Source organism: Erythrobacter sp. R86502 (assembly GCF_042466465.1).
Lineage (GTDB): Bacteria > Pseudomonadota > Alphaproteobacteria > Sphingomonadales > Sphingomonadaceae > Erythrobacter.
This window is the reverse complement of the sequence record NZ_JAXHCJ010000001.1, coordinates 2,235,050-2,255,905: the sequence shown is the minus strand read 5'-3', so window position 1 is coordinate 2,255,905 and position 20,856 is coordinate 2,235,050. Positions and strand designations below refer to the sequence as shown.

21 protein-coding genes are annotated in these 20,856 nt (G+C 63.0%); 15 read left to right on the top strand and 6 right to left on the bottom strand.

Annotated elements, in window-relative coordinates:
• Positions 1–15 precede the first annotated feature (15 nt).
• Genes SJY33_RS10845 through SJY33_RS10835 form a run of 3 tightly spaced genes read left to right on the top strand, consistent with a single transcriptional unit; the run spans position 16 to position 2,201 of the window.
• Positions 16–657: a 1-acyl-sn-glycerol-3-phosphate acyltransferase gene (locus tag SJY33_RS10845; RefSeq protein ID WP_379922772.1), complete on the top strand. Its 642-nt coding sequence runs from the start codon at positions 16–18 to the stop codon at positions 655–657.
• Positions 647–1,447, top strand: coding sequence for a DUF1295 domain-containing protein (locus SJY33_RS10840; protein WP_379922771.1), 801 nt, complete (start codon positions 647–649; stop codon positions 1,445–1,447). Before SJY33_RS10845 ends, SJY33_RS10840 begins: the two co-directional genes overlap by 11 nt.
• A gap of 10 nt (positions 1,448–1,457) precedes the next feature.
• A complete protein-coding gene (locus SJY33_RS10835) occupies positions 1,458–2,201 on the top strand; it encodes a hypothetical protein (RefSeq protein WP_379922770.1) in 744 nt (247 codons plus the stop codon).
• 37 nt (positions 2,202–2,238) lie between these two features.
• On the opposite strand, the gene SJY33_RS10830 is transcribed toward SJY33_RS10835, so the two are convergent.
• From SJY33_RS10830 to gyrB, 3 genes are read right to left on the bottom strand one after another with little or no spacing between them, the layout of a single operon-like run.
• Complete coding sequence (locus tag SJY33_RS10830; RefSeq protein ID WP_379922769.1) at positions 2,239–3,024, bottom strand: M50 family metallopeptidase; 786 nt, start codon at positions 3,022–3,024, stop codon at positions 2,239–2,241.
• A gap of 3 nt (positions 3,025–3,027) precedes the next feature.
• Positions 3,028–4,185: an AI-2E family transporter gene (locus SJY33_RS10825; RefSeq protein WP_379922768.1), complete on the bottom strand. Its 1,158-nt coding sequence runs from the start codon at positions 4,183–4,185 to the stop codon at positions 3,028–3,030.
• Positions 4,186–4,203: 18 nt separating this feature from the next.
• Positions 4,204–6,792, bottom strand: a complete 2,589-nt coding sequence (gene gyrB, locus SJY33_RS10820) for a DNA topoisomerase (ATP-hydrolyzing) subunit B (RefSeq protein ID WP_379922767.1) — start codon at positions 6,790–6,792, stop codon at positions 4,204–4,206.
• 122 nt (positions 6,793–6,914) lie between these two features.
• Here gyrB and SJY33_RS10815 point away from each other — a divergent pair, with 122 nt between their 5' ends.
• The 3 genes from SJY33_RS10815 to SJY33_RS10805 all read left to right on the top strand — a co-directional run bounded on the left by SJY33_RS10815 (position 6,915) and on the right by SJY33_RS10805 (position 9,500).
• Entirely contained in the window at positions 6,915–7,619 is a 705-nt protein-coding gene (locus SJY33_RS10815) for a ZIP family metal transporter (RefSeq protein ID WP_379922766.1), read from the top strand.
• A 38-nt stretch (positions 7,620–7,657) separates the two neighbouring features.
• A complete protein-coding gene (locus SJY33_RS10810; protein ID WP_379922765.1) occupies positions 7,658–9,211 on the top strand; it encodes a class I adenylate-forming enzyme family protein in 1,554 nt (517 codons plus the stop codon).
• Positions 9,212–9,296: 85 nt separating this feature from the next.
• Positions 9,297–9,500: a hypothetical protein gene (locus SJY33_RS10805; protein ID WP_379922764.1), complete on the top strand. Its 204-nt coding sequence runs from the start codon at positions 9,297–9,299 to the stop codon at positions 9,498–9,500.
• A gap of 264 nt (positions 9,501–9,764) precedes the next feature.
• On the opposite strand, the gene SJY33_RS10800 is transcribed toward SJY33_RS10805, so the two are convergent.
• On the bottom strand, positions 9,765–9,998 hold the full coding sequence (locus SJY33_RS10800; protein WP_379922763.1) for a hypothetical protein: 234 nt from the start codon (positions 9,996–9,998) through the stop codon (positions 9,765–9,767).
• On the opposite strand from SJY33_RS10800, the gene guaA reads away from it, so the two are divergent.
• The 5 genes from guaA to SJY33_RS10775 all read left to right on the top strand — a co-directional run bounded on the left by guaA (position 9,997) and on the right by SJY33_RS10775 (position 15,005).
• The gene (gene guaA / locus SJY33_RS10795) at positions 9,997–11,613 is read left to right on the top strand and encodes a glutamine-hydrolyzing GMP synthase (protein ID WP_379922762.1); all 1,617 of its coding nucleotides are present in this window, start codon (positions 9,997–9,999) and stop codon (positions 11,611–11,613) included. The genes SJY33_RS10800 and guaA overlap by 2 nt on opposite strands.
• 79 nt (positions 11,614–11,692) lie before the next feature.
• Positions 11,693–12,331, top strand: coding sequence for a YceI family protein (locus SJY33_RS10790; protein WP_379922761.1), 639 nt, complete (start codon positions 11,693–11,695; stop codon positions 12,329–12,331).
• Between the two features lie 34 nt (positions 12,332–12,365).
• Positions 12,366–13,217 (top strand): DMT family transporter, encoded by an 852-nt coding sequence (locus tag SJY33_RS10785; RefSeq protein WP_379922760.1) that lies wholly within the window; start codon positions 12,366–12,368, stop codon positions 13,215–13,217.
• Positions 13,189–14,307, top strand: a complete 1,119-nt coding sequence (locus SJY33_RS10780; protein ID WP_379922759.1) for an NAD(P)H-dependent flavin oxidoreductase — start codon at positions 13,189–13,191, stop codon at positions 14,305–14,307. The genes SJY33_RS10785 and SJY33_RS10780 overlap by 29 nt, the downstream gene beginning before the upstream one ends.
• A 188-nt stretch (positions 14,308–14,495) precedes the next feature.
• A complete protein-coding gene (locus tag SJY33_RS10775) occupies positions 14,496–15,005 on the top strand; it encodes a hypothetical protein (protein WP_379922758.1) in 510 nt (169 codons plus the stop codon).
• Here SJY33_RS10775 and SJY33_RS10770 read toward each other — a convergent pair.
• Both SJY33_RS10770 and SJY33_RS10765 read right to left on the bottom strand, forming a co-directional pair.
• Positions 14,969–15,415, bottom strand: coding sequence for a hypothetical protein (locus SJY33_RS10770; RefSeq protein WP_379922757.1), 447 nt, complete (start codon positions 15,413–15,415; stop codon positions 14,969–14,971). The two genes, SJY33_RS10775 and SJY33_RS10770, sit on opposite strands and share 37 nt — an antisense overlap.
• 77 nt (positions 15,416–15,492) lie before the next feature.
• On the bottom strand, positions 15,493–15,753 hold the full coding sequence (locus SJY33_RS10765; RefSeq protein ID WP_379922756.1) for a zinc-finger domain-containing protein: 261 nt from the start codon (positions 15,751–15,753) through the stop codon (positions 15,493–15,495).
• A gap of 73 nt (positions 15,754–15,826) precedes the next feature.
• Here SJY33_RS10765 and SJY33_RS10760 point away from each other — a divergent pair, with 73 nt between their 5' ends.
• From SJY33_RS10760 to SJY33_RS10745, 4 genes are all read left to right on the top strand, one after another.
• Positions 15,827–16,780, top strand: coding sequence for an ABC transporter ATP-binding protein (locus tag SJY33_RS10760; protein WP_379922755.1), 954 nt, complete (start codon positions 15,827–15,829; stop codon positions 16,778–16,780).
• Positions 16,781–17,268: 488 nt separating this feature from the next.
• Positions 17,269–18,900, top strand: a complete 1,632-nt coding sequence (gene nadB / locus SJY33_RS10755) for an L-aspartate oxidase (RefSeq protein ID WP_379923574.1) — start codon at positions 17,269–17,271, stop codon at positions 18,898–18,900.
• Between the two features lie 89 nt (positions 18,901–18,989).
• On the top strand, positions 18,990–19,919 hold the full coding sequence (locus SJY33_RS10750; protein ID WP_379922754.1) for a TraB/GumN family protein: 930 nt from the start codon (positions 18,990–18,992) through the stop codon (positions 19,917–19,919).
• Between the two features lie 29 nt (positions 19,920–19,948).
• Positions 19,949–20,851, top strand: a complete 903-nt coding sequence (locus SJY33_RS10745) for an alpha/beta fold hydrolase (protein WP_379922753.1) — start codon at positions 19,949–19,951, stop codon at positions 20,849–20,851.
• The last annotated feature ends 5 nt before the right edge of the window (positions 20,852–20,856 follow it).

Below are 20,856 nucleotides of genomic sequence, written 5' to 3'. Positions count from 1 at the left end.
GGAGGGGCGTACCGCTTGCAAAAATCTGTTACTCCGGCGCCCGCACGCGCGCCCACCTTGCTGTCGCGCATTGTGCGCCGGATCATCCTTGCCATCTGGTATGCGCAAGGGTGGAAGGTCGTCGATCCGCTGCCCAAACACTTGAAGAAATACGTGCTGGCAGGTGCGCCGCATACCTCGAACTGGGATTTCGTGTTCTTCACCGGCGCTACGCATGAGGAAGGCGTGAAGCCCAATTTCATGGGCAAGCACACGCTTTTTACCGGCATGATGCGCAACTTCATGCTCGACATGGGCGGCATCCCGGTCGATCGCACCGCCAAGGCCAATGCCACCGAACAGGTCGCCGCCGAATTCGCCGCGCGCGATGAACTCGCGCTGGTGATTGCGTGCGAAGGATCGCGCAAGTCGGATGGCAGGTGGCGTTCGGGTTTCTACCATATCGCCCGCGCCGCCAACGTCCCGATTGTTCCGGCTTTTGCCGATCACGGCGCGAAGATCGTCAGCTTCGGGCCGCCCATGATGCCCACGGGCAATTACGGCGAAGACCTGCTGAAACTGGCCGAATGGTTCCGGTCGAAGCTGCCCGATTACGAACGCTTCAAGGTGCTGGAACAGCAGGCACGCGACATTATTGCCGGGCGCAATGATGTTTGAACTGCTCGCGGTGAATGCCGCAATCCTGCTGGCGCTGGTGCTGATCCAGTGGGCGATCAGCGTGAAGTTGGGCGATGTCAGCTTCATCGACGCCTTCTGGGGTGCGGGGATGGCTATTCTTGCCGTGGCAAGCTGGCTGCATGTGCCCGGCGGGCCCGGTGCGCTTGCCAGCCTTATCATGGTGATGACCGCCGCCTGGGGGTTTCGGCTGGGCGGATACCTGTTCCTGCGATGGCGGCGTGAGGGTGAGGACAAGCGGTACAAGCTTATTCTCAAAAAAGCGCGCGAGCGCGGTCATTTCGCCCGCGCCGCGCTGACCCGCGTGTGGCTGATGCAGGCGGTGCTGCTGTTCATGGTGTCGAGCCCCGCGCAGGTCGGCATCCTCGCCAGCGGTGAACCCGCGCCGATACCGCTGCTGGCATGGGCGGGCTTCGCGCTGTGGAGCGTAGGCGTGTTCTTCGAATGGGTGGGTGATTGGCAGCTGGCACAGTTCAAGGCCAACCCCGCGAACGAGGGCAAAGTGCTCGACACCGGATTGTGGCGTTACACCCGTCACCCGAACTATTTCGGCGATTTTGCCGCATGGTGGGGCATCTGGCTGACCTGTGCAGCGGCCGGATGGGGTTATGCCGCGGCGACTGTTATCGGCCCGTTGTTCATTAGCTTCACGCTCACCAAATGGTCGGGTGTGACCCTGCTGGAGAAGGGCATGGACAAGTCCCGGGGTGATAAATACGCCGATTACAAGCGCCGCACGTCGGCGTTCTTCCCTATGCCTCCCAAGGGCTGAGCGTATCGCAATGAGCGCTTTCATCGTGCTGCGCCGCACCAAAATCGACAAGCGGCACTTTCAGCCCGGGCAAAGCTCGCCTATGTTGTCCGCAGCGCAGGGAGGCGCGAGCGACATGGCCTTGACCAAGACAATCCGGGATGCCGAGCGCGAGCGGATTGCGCGGCGTGTGCTCGAACTGGTCAAGGAACGCGGCGCGGATGTTCCCTGGACCGTCGCCATGGCGGAAAGCGGCCTGACGCGCGCCCGGTTCGAAGCGCTGTTCGCCGACTATGACGATCTGTTTGATATGGTCGCGCAAACCTGGTTGGCGCCGCAACTGGCGGTAATGGAAGAAGTGCTCGACACCGCGCTGCCACCGCCGCGCAAGATGTACGAATTTTTCCGCCGCCGTTTCGTCATATCGCAGGAACGCTTCCGCGCTGATCCGCATTTCTTCACGATCCTGTGCGAAATGGGGGCCGCCAATTTTGAACGGGTGCGCAGCTATGTCGATCTGGCGGATCACTATCTGTGCGAATTGATTGCCGAGGCGCAGGCCGAAGGCTATTTTGCCGGGCTTGAGATTGATGAGGCGCTGTCGCTGATCAACCAGATGATATCAAACTATACCTTGCCCGATGCCATGATCTATCTCGGCGAAAAGCTCACCGAACAAAAGCTGGCGCGGATCGTCGATACCATGTTCATCGGCCTGTCGGGCGAAGCCGGATCGCACGCGGCCGGGGTGAACACGCTGAAGGTCGCGTCCTGAGCGCAATCACGCGGCGGCCTGCGCGGGCCTTGGGTCGCTACCGGCGCGGACCTCGCTTGAATTGCAGGACATTGGCGGGAAGCTTGCGCGGCGGTGGCCGAAGGCGGCTGGGCGCGAGCGCATATTTAAGCGCGGCACCCACCATGATGGCCGAAATGGCGAGGATCAGGCCCGCCCAGATCCAGTGCGGCAGACCCAGCGCGGCTTCGATCTGCCCGGTGTCCGAAAGCATCGCGCGGCCGTTGATTACGCCTTGTTCGGTGAACAGGTAATTGAAATCGCGCAGCATGCTCAGCGCGCCCAGCACGCCGAGGAACTGAAGGCTGAACCGTGCAAAGCCCGGCGAACCGCGCCATGCAACCAGCCCCAGGATTGCCGCCACCAGTGGCAAGGCCCAGAACCCGGTAGGCGAACGCACCCAGATCGCCACGCTGAGCAAAATGACCGCCGCAGACAGCCACAGCACCGGGCGCCAGGCGCGCGCATGCGCGCTGGCGACAATCAGAAGCGCCCCCACGGCGCTCGGCGCGAGCGGGCCGCCCGCTGCGATCGCGGCATGGGTGAAACGTGACATGTCCCCCGCCATGCGGCTTTCGGCCACGCCCGATCCGTTGGGGAAGATCACCAGCTGTTCAAAGTGCTGGCCCAGCAGCATCGCGGTGAGCCCGTGACCCATTTCGTGAAACCACGTTGTCAGGATCGCGAAGGGATATATCAGATAGGTGCCGAACGGCAGAGCCGGCAACATGATGACCACCAGACCGGCCACTACCAAGCGGCCGATCGCTTCGCCCTGCGAACCAGGTTTGACAAGCGCCTGCACCGCTCAGGCCGCCGCGGCAGTATTATCGGGGGTGTGACCCGATGCATCGATATTGATACCGTCGTCCGGTTCCGCCCCAAGATCGGCCAGGGCAAAATCCGCCTCCCGCTGTTCGCGCAGGATCGACCAGCTGGCAAGAAACAGCCCGGCCACCAGCGGGCCGAGCACGATGCCGGAAAAGCCGACCAGGCTGATCCCGCCCAACGTGGTGATAAGGATGATCCAGTCGGGGATGCCCGTGTCACGGCCCACCAGAATAGGGCGGAGCACGTTGTCGGCCGACGATATGACAAGGAAACCTGATGCAAGGACAAAGACGCCTTGCCAGGTTTCGCCGGCCACCAGCAACCACACGGCCGCGGGCAGCCAGATCACGCCCGATCCGATCACCGGCACCAACGCGCAGATTGCCATCAACACGCCGAACAGCAGGGCCGAAGGCACGCCTGCAATCATCAGCGTGATCGTGCCCAGCGCACCCTGCACCAGCGCCACCACGCCGGTTCCCTTGATCGTGGCGCGCACGATGCCCAGAAACCGTACTGCAAGCCGGTCCACGATCTCGCGTTCCAGGGGAATCGCCGACAACACGATCCGCCCGATCCGCTCCCCATCGCGCAGCAGGAAGAACATCACGTACAGGCCCACGCCGAAGGACAGCACTACACCCAGCGCCCCACTGCCAATCGACACCGCTTGGGACGCGATAATGCCCGCACTTGCACTGAGCCATTCCTGCAGCCGGGTCTGCACCATGCTGATATTGGCCCAACCATTGCGATCCATCGCCTCACGCGCGAAATTGGGCAGTCGGGAATGCACGGCTTCGAACATGGCCGCCAGATCGACGGGTTGTTGCTGCAAGGTCGCGATCAGCACGATCGCCTGTTCGACCACCATCGTTGCGATCATGGCTGCCGGCACCATGATTGCAAAAAAGATGACCAGCAGTGCAACGCCGGCCGCAGGATTACGCCGCCCCCGCATGTTGCGCAAAATATTGCGATACAGCGGCTGGAACATGATCGCCGCCAGCGCCGCCCACAACAATGGCTGCGAAAACGGCAAGACGATCACACCCATCAGCAAGGTGACCACCGCAAGGATGATCAGGAAGCTTGCCTGTTGCAAATCATCGGTGCGGTGGGGCTGATGCGCCATTAGGGTCTTTCGGAGAGGTTAGACGTCGAGATTGGCCACGTTAAGCGCATTATCCTGAATGAACTCCCGCCGAGGCTCGACGATATCGCCCATCAGTCGCGTGAAAATCTCGTCCGTCACGTCGGCATCTTCGACCTTGACCTGCAGCAGCACGCGCGCTTCGGGATCAAGCGTGGTTTCCCACAATTGTTCCGCGTTCATTTCGCCCAAGCCCTTGTAGCGGGCAATTGCCAGACCCTTGCGCCCCGCAGCGAAGATCGCTTCGAGCAGCTGGCTGGGCCGGCTGATCCCGTCATCCTGCGGTTGCGGCGGCGCGGCGGCGACCTGTTCGGCTTCGCCCGCAAGCGGATCGGCTTCGGCAGGCTCGGCGGCGGTATCAATCTCGGCTTCGGGCTCTTCAGCGACGTCGCCGGCCCGCACAAGACGCACGGGCGAAGCGTAAGCATCGGCTTGCGCAGCGGCAAGACCGTGAAGCTTGTGTCCTTCGGTGCTGGACAGGAACCGCGCTTCGATTTCGTGTACATCCTTGACGCCGCGCCACAGGCGTTCGAACACGACGGTGCCATCGTCGCGCCGATAGGCGCTCCAGCGGGCTTCACGGTCGCCTGCGCCCAATCGTCCGGCGGCGCGGTCCAATGCAGCGGTCAGTGCATCGCCTTCAAGCCCGGGTTCAAGCGCGCCAACCAGCGCCATCTGTTCGACGATCCCGCTGTCATAACGGCGCGGCACAAAAGCGAGCAGGTTCTTGAGCCTGAGCGCCCCGTCCACCAGCGCGCGCAGATCATCACCGCCGCGCGCACCCTCTGCCGTTTCAATCACGCGGCCCTGAAGTCCGGCATCAACCAGATAGCGGTCCAGCGCGGCCTGATCCTTCAGATAGACTTCCGAACGGCCCTTCGACACCTTGAACAGCGGTGGCTGCGCGATGAACAGATGGCCTGCGCGAATGATGTCGGGCATCTGGCGATGGAAGAAGGTCAGCAGCAGCGTGCGGATATGCGCGCCGTCGACGTCAGCGTCGGTCATGATGACGATCTTGTGGTAGCGCAGCTTGTCGAGGTTGAACTCGTCGCGAATGCCGGTGCCCATCGCCTGGATCAGCGTGCCGACTTCCTTGGACGAGATGATCCGGTCGAACCGCGCACGTTCGACGTTCAGGATCTTGCCCTTGAGCGGCAAGATCGCCTGCGTCTTGCGGTCACGCCCCTGCTTGGCAGAGCCACCTGCGGAGTCGCCTTCGACCAGGAACAGCTCGGACTTGGCCGGATCACGTTCCTGACAATCGGCCAGTTTGCCGGGCAAGCTGGCGACGCTCATCGCGCCCTTGCGGCTCATTTCGCGGGCACGTCGCGCCGCTTCGCGTGCGGCGGCGGCGTCGATCACCTTCTGGATGATCGAGCGGGCTTCGTTGGGGTTTTCTTCCAGCCACTCGGTCATCTTCTCGCTCATCAACGCTTCCAGCGGTGAGCGCACTTCGGAGGAGACCAGCTTGTCCTTGGTCTGGCTGGAGAACTTGGGATCGGGCAGCTTGACGCTGACGATCGCGGTCAGGCCTTCGCGCATGTCTTCGCCCGACAGGCTGACCTTTTCCTTCTTCAGCATTCCCGAACGTTCGGCGTAATTGTTCAGGGTGCGGGTCAACGCGGCGCGGAACGCGGCAAGGTGCGTGCCGCCGTCGCGCTGCGGGATATTGTTGGTGAAGGCCAGCACGTTTTCGTAGTAGGAATCGTTCCATTCCAGCGCGACGTCGATACCGATACCGTCCTTTTCCGCCGACACGGCGATAGGTTCGGGGATCAGCGGCTGCTTGTTGCGGTCAAGGTATTTGACGAAGGCGGCAATCCCGCCTTCGTAATACAGATCATGCTCGACCACATCTTCGTGCCGCTTGTCGCGCAGCTTGATGCGCACACCGGAGTTGAGGAAGGCCAGTTCGCGGTATCGGTGTTCGAGCTTTTCAAAATCGAAATCGGTGACGTTCTTGAAGGTGTCGTGGCTGGCCTTGAAGGTGACGCGGGTGCCTTTCTTGAGGCCATTGTCATCGCCGTTGCTCGCAACTTCAGGCGCATCTCCAGTGACTTCAAGCGGGGCGACCGCATCGCCATGTTCAAACCGCATCCAATGCGATTTGCCTTCGCGCCAGATCACCAGTTCCAGCCATTCGGACAGGGCGTTCACCACCGACACGCCCACACCGTGAAGCCCGCCCGACACCTTGTAGGCGTTATCGTCCGAGGTGTTTTCGAATTTGCCGCCCGCGTGAAGCTGGGTCATGATGACTTCGGCCGCCGACACGCCTTCTTCGGTGTGCATCCCGGTGGGAATGCCGCGGCCATTGTCTTCAACAGACACGCTGCCATCAGGGTTCAATTCGATCAGGACGAGGTCGCAATGGCCCGCCAGCGCTTCGTCAATGGCGTTGTCGCTGACTTCGAACACCATGTGGTGCAGGCCGCTGCCGTCGTCGGTGTCGCCGATATACATGCCAGGGCGCTTGCGCACCGCGTCGAGGCCTTTGAGAACCTTGATCGAATCAGCGCCATAGTCGCCCATCTGGCGAACTTTTTCGGGAAGACCTTCGGGGGTGTTGGAAGTGGTGTCGTTCATGACCATCATATAGTCGCTCGCGCGCGGAATCCCAACTGCGCGTGCGCCGCGATACCCGCTTTTCCACCAGTGTTCCGGCAGTCGCGGGTGCAACAATTCTGCCCAGCAGAGGTTGTGCGCCGATGATGATGACACTGATCGTGGTTGGGGTGGTTTCCGGGGCGTTGCTGATCGGCGCGGCCTGGGGGGTCTATTTCGGTCTGGGACGCAAGACCGAAGGCTTTCTGGTCGCGCTGGCAGGCGGGGCCTTGTTGCTATCGGTGGTGAGCGAATTGATCGAACCATCGATTTCGCGCAGCTCGGTGCTGCTGGCCATGACCGGTGTTCTTGCAGGTGCGATCGTGTTCACCGCGGCCGACTACCTTATCGACGAAAAGTGGGGCGAAAAGTCGGGCGGGGGTCTGCTGGCCGCCGTCACGCTTGACGGGATCCCCGAAAATCTGGCGCTGGGCGTGGCGCTGATCGGTGCCGGGCCGCTTGAAGTGGCGGCCTTGGCAGGGTCGATCCTGCTGTCGAACCTGCCTGAAGCGGCTGGCAGCGCACGCGAAATGGCGGCATCAGGGATGCCCAGGTATCGGGTGATGCTGCTGTGGGCGGGGACAGCGGTTCTGCTGTCGGCGGCTGCGCTTGTAGGAAACGTTGCACTGGTCGGTGTAAGCGAACACGCATTGGCGGCCATCCGGTGTTTTGCTGCGGGCGCCGTTGTCGCAAGCCTAGCCACCGAGGTGTTCCCCAAAGCCTACCGCGAAGATCATCATCTTGCCGGGATCGCAACCGCGATCGGAGTTGCGCTGGCTTTTGGTCTGGGCGCGCTGGCAGGGACTTGAGGCTCGACATCGGCGCATCGCGTCATAGAGTGTCCGCCATGACAATCTTCGATGCATCCGCCCGCCTTGCCGAACCCTTTGGCAGCTTTCCCGATATTCTGATGGAATGGTCGCGCATCAAGGGCGATGATCTCGCCCTGGTCGATGACACGCGCGAAGTGTACTGGGCTGAACTTGTGGGGCTGGTCGAACGGCTGGCGGCGCGGCTGGTGGAAACCGGGCTTGAGCGCGGGCAATCGATCGCGATCCTGGGCACGTCCACGGTCAATTATGCACTGGTCTTCCTAGCCGCGGTGCGCGCTGGCGGAGTAGCCGCGCCGCTGACGACCAGCGCGTCGGCAGAACAGCTTGCCGGAATGGCGCGTGATTCGGGTGCAGGCCATCTGTTCATCGATGCGGCCAAGGCGGCGGAACTGGGGCCGGACTTCATGGCCGATCTGATCCGCGTACCGCTGGAAAGCATCGATCAATGGATGGCGCCCCCCGGTAGCCGCGCGCCGGTCTTCGTCCCCGAGCCGAAGGACGCGTTCAACATCATCTATTCCAGCGGCACCACCGGCATCCCCAAGGGCATCGTGCATTCGCATCAGATGCGCTGGCGGCAGTTCGCCTCAACCGCGCTGTCCTATCTGGGCGCGGGGATGGAGGTACGCTCGCTCGCCTCGACCCCGCTCTATTCCAACACCACGATGGTCGCCTTCCTGCCGATATTGCTGGCAGGCGGCTGCGTGCGGGTGATGGGCAAGTTCGATTGTGCCAGGTGGCTCGAACATGCGCAGGCTGACCGCACCACGATCACCATGCTGGTGCCGGTGCAATATCAGCGGTTGATGGATTTTGCCGGGTTTGGCGACTTTGACCTGTCCAGTCTCGCACTCAAATACTGCACCTCCGCCCCGTTTTCGGCGGAACTCAAGCGCGAGGTGCTTTCGCGGATGCCGGGCGGGCTGATCGAAATCTATTCGATGACCGAAGGCGGCGTGGTGTGCCTGCTGCCGGCCCATGAATTTCCCGACAAGCTCCACACCGTCGGCCGCCCTGCACCGGGAAGCGAATTGAGGGTGCTGGACGACGAAGACCGCGAAGTGCCGCCTGGGACGCCGGGAAATATGGTCGGCCGCAGCCTGACGATGATGAGCGGCTACAAGAACCGGCCAGACAAGACCGCCGAAGCCCAGTGGATCGACCCGGCCACAGGAGAAGCATGGATGCGGATGGGCGATATCGGGCGGGTGGATGCGGATGGTTTTGTCGAACTGGTGGGCCGCGCCAAGGATATGATCATTTCGGGCGGGTTCAATATCTACCCATCTGATCTGGAGGCCGAATTGTGCAGGGAACCGGGCGTGTCAGAGGCGGCGGTGGTCGGGATGCCGTCGCGCAAATGGGGTGAAAGCCCGGTGGGTTTCGTGGTGCTGAAGGAGGCAGGCGCGGACTGCGATGCCATACTGGCCGCGGTGAATGCGCGGCTGGGAAAGACCCAGCGGCTGGCGGCGCTTTATCCGATTGGCGAAATGCCACGCAGCCATATCGGCAAACTGCTCAAGACCGAACTGCGCGATGAAGCCGCGTTGCGGGGCGGGGTAGAATAAGCGCGCGCCCTTGAACAAGACGGCCCAGTGCCTCCACCGAGGGACTGGGCCGGTGGCGCGGTGCCGTTTGCCGAGGCGTTACACGATGAACGTGTTGAACGCGGTACCGCTGATGACGACGGCAAACAGCAAGGCGACAGCCTTTTCGCTGATCATGCGCATGGTGCAAGTTCCCTGTTATGTTGTTGTATGGGAGCCCGGACAATCAAAGGGGGGGAGAGGGATGACTGCCCGGGCCGAAACATCATATACAAAGCCGAACGAAATATTCAATCAACAAAGTGAATGAAAATAATTCAACACCGCAATCGAAATAGGCAGCCAACCGCTGGGAATTGATGGCGCAGATGCGGCTCGAGACGCGGCCACCGGTTCAGGGGGGGAGGGGTGGCCGCGTCTCTTCGGCTGCATGTCCACGCGAGGCGGGACAGTGACGAGGCAAAGCGCGGGCATAGGGGGCATTCCCGGCGCGTTTGCCTGTCAGGCAGGCGGGTGGCAGGCCCGCGTTCGGGCGCTGCAACCCAGCGATGGCTCCACTAGTGGAGAGCGCCGGTTAGGAGAGAGGGGCCCGGCATAGCACCGCTTCAATCGCGAAATGGTGTTCGATGAAATCGAATTCAAATGCGAAAACGCGACTTTTTGTTGCAAGATATGCAACAAAAATGGCTCTATTTTCCGTAGTTGCCGATGAGATGTGCGACCAACGGGTCCGCGGCATTGCAAAATCGCGGATGGTTCGCGCAGCGATGCTGGACAGCGCCCGGCGCGCTTCGTAATCCGCCGCCATGAGCGCGCACCCATCCAGCCCCGCCACGGGCGATTCCTCCGCTTCGGACAGCCTTGTTTCCGATTCGATCCTGATCGTCGATTTCGGGTCGCAAGTGACGCAGCTTATTGCGCGGCGGGTGCGCGAGGCCGGGGTCTATTCCGAAATCGCTCCCTTTACTCAGGCCGAAGCGGCGTTCCACCGGATGAAGCCCAAGGGGATCATCCTGTCCGGATCGCCCGCCAGCGTGCCCGACGATGGCAGCCCGCGCGCCCCCCAGATGCTGTTTGATGCAGAAATCCCGATTCTTGGTATCTGCTATGGCCAGCAGGTGATGACCCACCAGCTTGGCGGGGAAGTAAGGCCGGGCCACGAAACCGGAGAAGGCGGCGAATTTGGCCGCGCCTTCCTGACTGTTACCGCCGATTGTGCGCTGTTCGATGGTCTTTGGAACGTGGGCGAACGGCATCAGGTGTGGATGAGCCACGGCGACAAGGTCACGCAGTTCGCCCCCGGCTTCGACATCGTCGCCACATCCGACGGCGCCCCCTTTGCCGTGATCGCGGACGAAGCGCGCAAGTTCTACGGCACCCAGTTCCACCCCGAAGTGGTTCACACCCCCGATGGCGGCAAGCTGATCGCCAATTTCGTGCGCCATGTTTGCGGGCTGGCGGGCGATTGGACAATGGCCGAATTCCGCAAGACCAAGATTGCCGAAATCCGCGCGCAGGTGGGTGACAGGCGGGTGATCTGCGGGCTTTCCGGCGGGGTCAATTCGGCGGTCGCGGCGGTGCTGATCCACGAAGCGATTGGCGACCAGCTGACCTGCGTCTTCGTCGACCACGGTCTGATGCGCATGAACGAGGCCGAACAGGTCGTCACCCTGTTCCGCGACCATTACAATATCCCGCTGGTCCATGTGGATGTCGAAGAGCAGTTCCTTGGCGGCCTTGCGGGCCTCACCGACCCGGAAGCCAAGCGCAAGTTTATCGGCAAGACCTTCATCGACGTGTTCGAGGAAGAAGCGCGCAAGATCGGCGGCGCTGATTTTCTTGCGCAGGGCACCCTGTATCCCGACGTGATCGAAAGCGTCAGCTTCACCGGCGGGCCGAGCGTCACGATCAAGAGCCACCACAATGTCGGCGGTCTGCCCGAACGCATGAACATGCAGCTGGTCGAACCCTTGCGCGAATTATTCAAGGACGAGGTGCGCGATCTGGGCCGCGAGCTGGGCCTTCCCGATGCCTTTGTCGGGCGTCACCCCTTCCCCGGCCCCGGCCTTGCCATCCGCATCCCCGGCGAAGTCACCAAGGAACGCTGCGATATCCTGCGCAAGGCCGACGCGATCTATCTCGAAGAAATCCGCAACGCGGGGCTTTATGATGCGATCTGGCAGGCCTTTGCGGTCCTGCTCCCGGTCAAGACCGTGGGCGTGATGGGCGATCATCGCACTTATGATTCGGTCTGCGCGCTGCGCGCTGTAACTTCGACTGACGGGATGACCGCCGATGTCTACCCCTACGACGCCGGGTTCCTGACTCGCGTGGCGACACGCATCGTCAATGAAGTGAAGGGCATCAACCGCGTGGTTTACGATTACACCAGCAAGCCGCCCGGCACCATCGAATGGGAATGAGGCGGCACGCCCACTTCCGGCCCTCGGGCGAATTGCCTATCTTCCGCGCCCGCAGTTTCTAGCTTCAGAGGTGTTGCCTGTGACGAACCTTCGCCCGCTTGCTCTTGTTGCTGCGCTTGCGCTGGGTCTTGCTGGGTGCGCGGAACCGGATAGCGATGGTCCCGAGGCCGGCGCTTCCGCTGCCCCGCTGACCGAAGGCAACTGGACGCTCGATCCGGCAGGTTCGCGCCTCAGCTATGTCAGCATCAAGGCGGGCGAAGTGGCGGAGGCCAATCGCTTCGATGCCATGACGGGAACGATCGCCGCCGATGGCACGGCCAGCCTCGACATCGATCTCGCCTCGGTCAACACCGGGGTCGATATCCGCAATGAACGGATGCGCGACATCTTCTTCGCGGTCGCCGAATATCCGACGGCGACGGTGACCGCACAGCTTGATCCGGCGACTTTCGCCGGGCTCGCGGTGGGCCAGTCGCTGACCCGCCCGCTGAAGGCCAGTGTCACGATCAAGGGCGTGTCGAGCGATGTCGAGACCGAGGTGCTTGTCACCCGCATCGCGGCCGACCGCGTAACCGTGGTGCCGACTGCGCCGGTCATCATTTCCACCGACATGTTCGGCCTGACCGATGAACTGGGCGAATTGCGCGCCTTGGCCGAACTGCCCTCGATCACCCCGGCGGTGCCTGTCACCTTCACGCTGGCGTTTGACCGATCGTAGCGCCAATTTGCAGCGCCGCCGCCCCGGGTGATTGATGCGCGGCGCGGCCATCACGCTTGCTTTGGCGAGCCTCGCCATCGCAGCCTTCGCCGGCAATTCACTGCTTGCCCGCGCCGCCTTGGGAGAGGGGGCGATCGGCGCAGGCGCCTTTTCGGCAATTCGGCTGGCGGCGGGCGCGATCATCCTTTTGCCGGTGATCGGGCGCTGGCCCCGGCGCGGCGATTGGTCGGGCGCGCTGGCTCTGGCGATTTACGTCGCCGGATTTTCCTTTGCCTATCGCACGCTCGACGCAGGCACGGGGGCACTGATCCTGTTCGCGGCGGTTCAGGCGACCATCCTGCTCGTAGGGCATGCCCGCGGAGAGGCGCTGACGCGCACCGGTTGGGCAGGGATCGCTGCCGCCATGGCCGGGCTTGTGGTTCTGCTCGCACCGGGCGGAACGGCGTTCGACCCCCTGGCCGCAGGATTGATGGGGGCCGCCGGGGCGGCATGGGGCGCTTATACGCTGTTGGGCCGCAGCCGCGATGATCCAGCCGGACGCACCGCCCGCAGCTTTCTGCTCGCCGCGCCGCTGATGCTGCCGTTGGTGTGGTGGGATGCAAGTGCGGCCGGGCACCTGCTGGCTGCATCGCGGAACGGCGCCCTGCTGGCGGCGATCAGCGGGGCAATCACATCGGGGCTGGGCTATGTCGTGTGGTACACGGTGATCCCGCGCCTGAGATTGGCAACCGTGGCGAGCGTACAGCTAGCCACCCCTGTGGTTGCGGCTTTGGGCGGAGCGGTCTGGCTGGCAGAGCCGGTGGGCTGGCGCATGATAGCCGGCGGCGGACTGGTTCTGGGGGGAATCATGCTCACCCTTGCCAAGCCGCGGCCGGCGCCGCTGTAGGCACCGCAAGCGACGCTACGGCTTGCGCCTCTTGCAAAAGCAGGCTTGCACGGCAGCGGAAACTCGGCTTGTCTCCCCGGCAAATACAGGTTTGCACGGGAGAGCACGCGCCATGAAAACAGCCATCACCGAAATGTTCGGCATCCAGCACCCGATCATTCAGGGGGGGATGCACTATGTCGGGTTCGCCGAGATGGCGGCGGCGGTTTCGAACGCGGGGGGCCTCGGGATCATCACCGGGCTGACGCAGGGCACGCCCGAAAAGCTCGCCAACGAAATTGCGCGCTGCAAGGACATGACCGACAAGCCCTTTGGCGTGAACCTCACCATCCTGCCCACGCTGACCCCGCCCGACTATCCGGGGCTGGTCAAGGCGGTGATCGAAGGCGGGGTAAAGGTGGTCGAGACCGCAGGGCGCAATCCGGTCGATCTGCTGCCACCGCTGAAGGATGCCGGGATCAAGGTCATCCACAAGTGCACCAGCGTGCGCCACAGCCTCAAGGCACAGGACATTGGCTGCGATGCGGTGAGCGTCGATGGCTTCGAATGCGGGGGCCACCCGGGGGAGGATGACGTTCCCAACTTCATCCTGCTCCCGCGCGCAGCGGACGAGCTGGAGATTCCCTTCGTTTCAAGTGGCGGCATGGCCGACGGGCGCAGCCTGATCGCAAGCCTCGCGATGGGCGCGCAGGGCATGAACATGGGCACCCGCTTCATCGCCACCAGGGAAGCGCCCGTGCACGACAATGTGAAGCAGGCGATCCTTGCGGCAAGCGAACTCGACACCCGGCTGGTGATGCGCCCGCTCAGAAACACCGAACGCGTGCTGACCAACGAAGCGGTCGAACGCCTGCTGGTGAAAGAGCGCGAGTTGGGGGATGCCATCACCATTCAGGACATCCTGCCCGAAGTCGCCGGAGTCTATCCCAAGATCATGGCCGAGGGCACGATGGATGCCGGTGCGTGGAGCTGCGGCATGGTGGCCGGATTGATCCACGACATCCCGACCTGTCAGGAACTGATCGACCGGATCATGCTGCAAGCCGAAGAGATCATCGCCCGGATGCAGGCTATGGCCCGCGCCGGATAGCGCCGGATCGGTTCCAGCCTGCGGCCAAAGCACCGCCGCTAGGTAAATCTCCGCATTCTCTCCGCTGCCGTGGTGCGGCACCATAAGGCTGCGTCGCAAGCGATTCTGGAGGGGATGGGCTGCGTCGGCATTGACCTGACACCGTCAGCTTCGGAGGGCGGCGGCATGTCTTGGACGGAGTATCGACGATGGAGATATCCTTGGGCCCGGCGGCGCTGGGCGGGATCATCATGTGTGTCGCGCTTATGGGCTGGATGCTCGGGCGCTGGCAGGGCGGGACGATATCATCCCCGCAGGATCATCGCGATGGCGCTGCCCCCATAACGGGCGCTGCGCCGCGCCCAGGGCGTTTTCTGCGGTCGTCTGACGGAATGGCTCCGGCTACCCCGCGCCCGCCAGCCAACCCGGCAAAGCGCCGCGGTGCGATGGTCGCCGCCGATTCGCTCGGCGCGCTTCATGCCGAAGTCAGTGCCTATCGCCGCGCCGAACAGGTCCTGTCCGACTTTGCGACCGATCAGATCAATCTGCTACCGGCGAGTGGTAGCGATGAAACACCGTGCCACAGTTTTGGACGGACAGGTCAGCCAGCCTGCGCGTCCCCTATCGAAACGCAAACAGGATACGATCGGGATACCTTTGGCGTGCCGGTCAACCTTCCGGCTCAGCCTTCCACCTCATCCGATTCGCGCCGGGTGTAAGGCACGAAATCTTCAAAGAAGACAGCGCCTGTGAAAAAGCCCGTGAGGCGATTGACTGCGCGCATCTGGTCAAGGCGGCATAGCTCGGTTCCGCCTGTCCGGATGCTGACCAAAGCGTCATCTTCGTCGATCTGCTGCGGATCGCGTGTGCGCTGGACGTAGATGGTGTTGCCCGAACCAAAGACATAGGCGGTGCCATTGATGGTGGTCATCCGGCCATTCGCAAAAGCACGGATGCATCGCACCGGCTCTCCGGCGACGCGCCCATCAAGCATCTTAGCAAGCTGCCGTTCGCCTTCGGTTGCGTTCGTTGGCGAACCGGCGCCCTCTTGCGCGGCGAGCGGGCTCAACCACAGGCCCGCGATTGCCGCGGGCGCGGCAGCGATCATGGCAAGGCGATAGATGTGCATGGCGCAATCCTTAATGAACGGGTTAAGGCCCAGATAGCAGACCGCGCCTTAACCCGCGCTGAGCGCCATGCACGGGATCAGGAGTGCGCGGTGCTGGCGGCTGACGAAATATCGGGCAGGGCAGCCTGATCCGCGCCATCGGCCGGGCCGCCGCGCAATACGAAGCGGCGGTCGCAATAGCCGCAATCGACATATCCGTGTTCGTCGATTTCAAGAAAGACCCGCGGATGGCCCAGCGCCGCCGGGCGATAACCGGCACGGGTGCGGATGCCGCTGGCCCCGTCGCAGGATACGCGCGGCGCATCGACCAGCAGGACTTCGGGAGGAGGAATGTTCATGACGCATGCCGATACAGTCCGCCGCGCCCGAGTTCAATTGCCTTTGCGCACCGCTTTGCCTAGGCGGAACGGCATGTCTTCCCAGCCCGCCATCCGTATCGACAATCTGGTCAAACGCTATGCGCCCGCCAAAGGGGCCAATGGCACCATCACCGAAGGCAAGCTCGCCTTGGGCGGGGTCAGCTTCGATGTGCCGCAGGGGTCGATATTCGGCCTGCTTGGCCCCAATGGCGCGGGCAAATCGACGCTGATCAACATTCTTGCAGGTCTGGTGAACAAGACCAGCGGCTCTGCCGAAATCTGGGGGTTCGATATTGACCGCGATCGGCGCAACGCCAGTCGTTCGATCGGAATCGTCCCGCAGGAAATCGTGTTCGATCCGTTCTTCACGCCGTTCGAAGTGCTGGAAAATCAGGCCGGGTTCTACGGCGTCGCCGCAGCCCTGCGGCGTAGCGAGGCGTTGCTGGAAGCGGTGCGGCTCAGCGACAAGCGCAACGCCTATGCGCGCACGCTGTCGGGCGGGATGAAGCGGCGGTTGCTGGTCGCCAAGGCCATGGTGCATTCCCCGCCGATCCTTGTTCTGGACGAACCCACCGCCGGGGTCGATGTCGATCTGCGCCGCCAGCTGTGGGAGCTGGTGAGCGAATTGAACCGTGATGGTGTGACCGTGGTGCTCACCACCCACTATCTCGAAGAAGCCGAAGAACTGTGTGACCGCATCGCGATCATCAATCACGGGGCATTGATCGCGAACAAGCCCACGCGCGAATTGCTGGACATGGCCCGCGAGAAGATCGTGGCGATCACCACCGCCGCCGATCTGACCGCTGCGCCACAGCACGATGCCTTTGTGCGCGTGCAATGGGACGGCGCCAGGGGTGTGGAAGTAACCTATGACAAGGACAATCTCAGCGCCGGTCAGGTGCTGGCTATTCTTCAGGCCCAGGGGCTGACTGTCGAAGACGTCACCACCCGCGAAGCCGACCTTGAAGATGTGTTCGTCCAGCTGACCGCGGCGAAGGCCTGACACGGGCCACCACGCTCTGCCGATGGCCTGCTGGCGTCAGGCGCTTTGGCCGGAACGCTTGCGCCATTTGCGCCGCCCCCGTCGTTCGATCGCAGCCCCGCAATGACGACATTGCCCGACATATCCGCGCCCGCTCCATTCGACCTCGCGGCGCAGGGGGGCGTGCATGTTCAGGATGCATCCGATAGCTGAAAAAACCGACATGAGTACGGAACGCTCCACTGCAGAAAGAGTGCGAGAAAAAACCGATACTGCGACCCACAGCCGCTCAGCTTTGGCAAAAAATCGTGCGGCACCGCACAATAGCACTTTGCTGCGCTGCAACCTAGGATAATAGCCGCAGCATATAGCGCCTGAATGTGTCATTCGGCGTACCGTCGCACGACACGCTCATGGTGATGGGAGACTATGGCGATCGCCCGGCTTGCAGCCGGTTGGCGATCAGCATCGCGCTTGCCGATCAAACTTTTGCACGGCATGGCAATGGCATGGCGACAGACAATCTTTTGCAACCGCACGGCAGCACGACGGAGCAGGATGCACTTCATCACGATGTTGTGGTGATCGGTTCGGGCGCGGCAGGTCTTACCGCGGCGCTGGCGCTGGCGGAAACGCGCCGCGTGCTGGTGTTGGCGAAGGGATCGCTGACTGGCGGATCAACCGCATGGGCGCAGGGCGGCATCGCTGCGGTGCTGGATACGGGCGATACCTTCGAAAACCACGTGCGCGATACGATGGTGGCAGGGGCGGGCCTCAATGATCTGGCTACGGTCGAATTCGTGATCGAGCGGGCGCCGCAATCGATCGATCGGTTGTGCGAATTGGGTGTGCCCTTCAACCGCGATGCGGATTCGCTCCACCTGACCCGCGAAGGCGGCCATTCGCATCGCCGTATCGTCCATGTCGACGATGCCACCGGCTGGGCGGTGCAATCGGCGCTATTGAAGGCGGCCGAAGATCACCCCAACATCACGCTTTTGCCGGGGCGCACCTGCATCGACTTCATTACCGACCGCCACGCCGAACAATTTTCCGCCGCGGGCCGCGTTTGGGGCGTTTATGCGCTGGACGAGGCCACAGGTCGCGTCGAACGCCACGTCGGCCGTGCCACCATCCTCGCCACAGGCGGGGCAGGGCGTGTCTACCAGTTCTCCACCGCGCCGCGCGGCGCGACCGGCGATGGCATCGCGATGGCCTGGCGCGCGGGCGCGCGCGTTTCCAACATGGAGATGATGCAGTTCCACCCGACCTGCCTCTATCATCTGGAAACCAAGAACTTCCTCATCACCGAAGCCGTGCGCGGCGAAGGCGGGCATCTCATCAATCCGCGCACCGGCAAGCGGTTCATGACCTTCTACGATCCGGAGCGCATGGAGCTGGCCCCCCGCGATGTGGTTGCCCGTGCGATCGATGCGGAGATCAAGCGTTTCGGGCTCGATTACGTGCATCTCGACATCAGCCACCAGCCTGCCGCCTTTGTGAAGGAACACTTCCCGATGATCCATGACAAGCTTATGGGTCTGGATATCGACATGACAACGCAGCCGATCCCGGTGGTGCCTGCGCAGCATTACACCTGCGGCGGCGTGGTGGTGGACTTGGCTGCGCGCACCGATATTCCCGGCCTGTGGGCGGCGGGCGAATGCACCGAAAGCGGGCTGCATGGTGCAAACCGCCTGGCATCGAATTCCTTGCTCGAATGCTTCGTGTTCGGCGAGGCGGCGGCGCAGGACATTCTGGCGCGCTGGGATACGCTGGAAGCGCCGCCTGCGATCCTGCCGTGGGACGAAAGCCGCGTGACCGACTCTGATGAAGAGGTCGTCATCAAACAGAACTGGACCGAAATCCGCCGCTTCATGTGGAACTATGTCGGCATTGTGCGCACCACCAAGCGCCTCGAACGCGCCGCCAGCCGGATCGATCTGCTGAAGCGCGAGGTCGAGGATTACTACGGTGCGTTCCGGGTGACGACCGACCTGATCGAACTGCGCAATCTGCTGCAATCGGCAGAACTGATCGTGAAGTCTGCGCTTCACCGCAAGGAGAGCCGCGGTTTGCACTACACGCTCGATTATCCCGAGCTGGCGGATGAGCCGCGGGATACGGTGCTGGTGCCTTAGCCTCGCCATCGGGCGGGAACGGGCAAGTTCGGTGGGGGTTCATCTGCCGTGCGCTAAGGCACCATCAGTTTTTTCCGAGGGGCGCCGTGATGAAGACCTTTCTGCCTTTTCTAAGTCTTGGCGCACTGGCCGCCCCCCTTGCCGCGCAGGAGCCCGCGCCGAACGAAAGCGGAAACGCCATCGTCGTCACAGCGCAGCGTTCGGGCGCGCCGATGTGGACGATCGACACCCCCACCGGCACCGTCATCCTCGTCGGCGAAATCCGCGCAATTCCGAAAAGCACGCCCTGGGAGCCGGCGCGGCTGGAGGAGGCTACCCGGCAGGCGGACCGCGTGATCCTCGGCGCGAAGCCCAAGGTGTCGCCGGGCGATGTGCTGCGGCTGATCTTCAGCGGATCGAAGTTCACCAAGCTGCCCGACAAGACCGAAGCCAGCCAGTATCTGACGCCGGACCAATGGGCGCGGCTGTCGGCGCTGGCCGCGGCGCACAAGGAAGACTACACGCGCCAGTCCTTCCTGCTCACCTCGTTCGAAATGCTGCGCAAACAGCTGCGCTTCAACCGCGACACTGCCGATGAACCCTCCGATGTCGTGCGCAAGGCCGCCGACAAGGCCAAGGTGCCCACCACCCGCGCCGCGACGCTGCGGGGTGAGGATATCATCGACAATCTCGCCGATGCGCCGCCGCAAGCGCACATCCCCTGTCTGACCTCCGCGATGGACGCGGTGGAGGCCGGCCCCGCCACGGTCGAAAAGCGCGCTGCCGACTGGCGCCGCTATGATATTCCGGGCGTGATGGCGAACCCGCTGGAAAACGCGCTGGGCCAGTGCTGGCCCTGGGCGGACGACACTTTGGGAAGCGAACTCAGGACCATATGGGTCGATAACATTGCTGAGGCCAGCACCGCCAGCGGCACGACGCTCGCCGTTGTGCCATTGCGGGTGTTGGCAGAAAGCGGCGGGGTGCTTGACCAATTGGCGTTGCGCGGCTTCGATATATCCGGACCCGAATGGAAGTGACCGGCCGGGCCTAAGAGGATCAACCGCCCATGCCCACCGTTACCACTCCCAACACCGGCATCGAACTTTTCTACGAAGACACGCTTCCGCACGGGGCCAATCCTGATGCCGATGTGATCCTGCTGGTGATGGGTCTTGGCGCGCAAATGACGCTGTGGCCCGATGAATTGGTGGCGGCGCTGGCGGGCGACGGGTTCCGGGTGATTCGCTATGATAACCGCGACATCGGACTGTCGCAGAAGATGGAAGGCGCCCGCGCGCCCAGTCTGCCGGTGCAGGTCTTGCGCAAGAAGATCGGCTTCCCCGCCAAGGTGCCCTACACGTTGAAAGACATGGCCGATGACGGGATCGGACTGCTCACCGCGCTCGGCATAGAAAAGGCGCACGTAGTGGGCGCATCGATGGGGGGCATGATCGTGCAGCTGATGGCGATCCACCACCCCGAACGCCTGCTCACCATGACATCGATCATGTCGACCACCGGCAACGGCAAGCTGCCTCAGGCCGAAAAGCATGCGATGGACGCGCTGATCGCGCCGCTCGCCAGTCTGGATGAAGACACGGTGGTCGCGCATGGGCTGAACATCGTGAAGAACATCGGCAGCCCCGGTTTCCCCTTCGATCCCGAAGCGCAGCGCGAACGGGTGCTGCGCAGCATCCGCCGCAGCGTCTATCCCGCAGGCCTGCCGCGCCAGCTGGCCGCGATCATCGACGATGGCTGCCGCCGTTCGCGCCTTGCCGATGTGCGCGTGCCGACGCTGGTGATGCATGGCGAGGCCGATCCGCTGGTCAAGCTGGAAGCGGGCGAGGACACCGCGAAGCACATTTCCGGCAGCCGGTTGGTGACGATTCCCGGTTGGGGCCATGATCTGCCCATCCCGCTGATCCCGCGCATCGCCGGCGAAATCGCGGCCCACGCGCGCGGCGGGTGATTTTC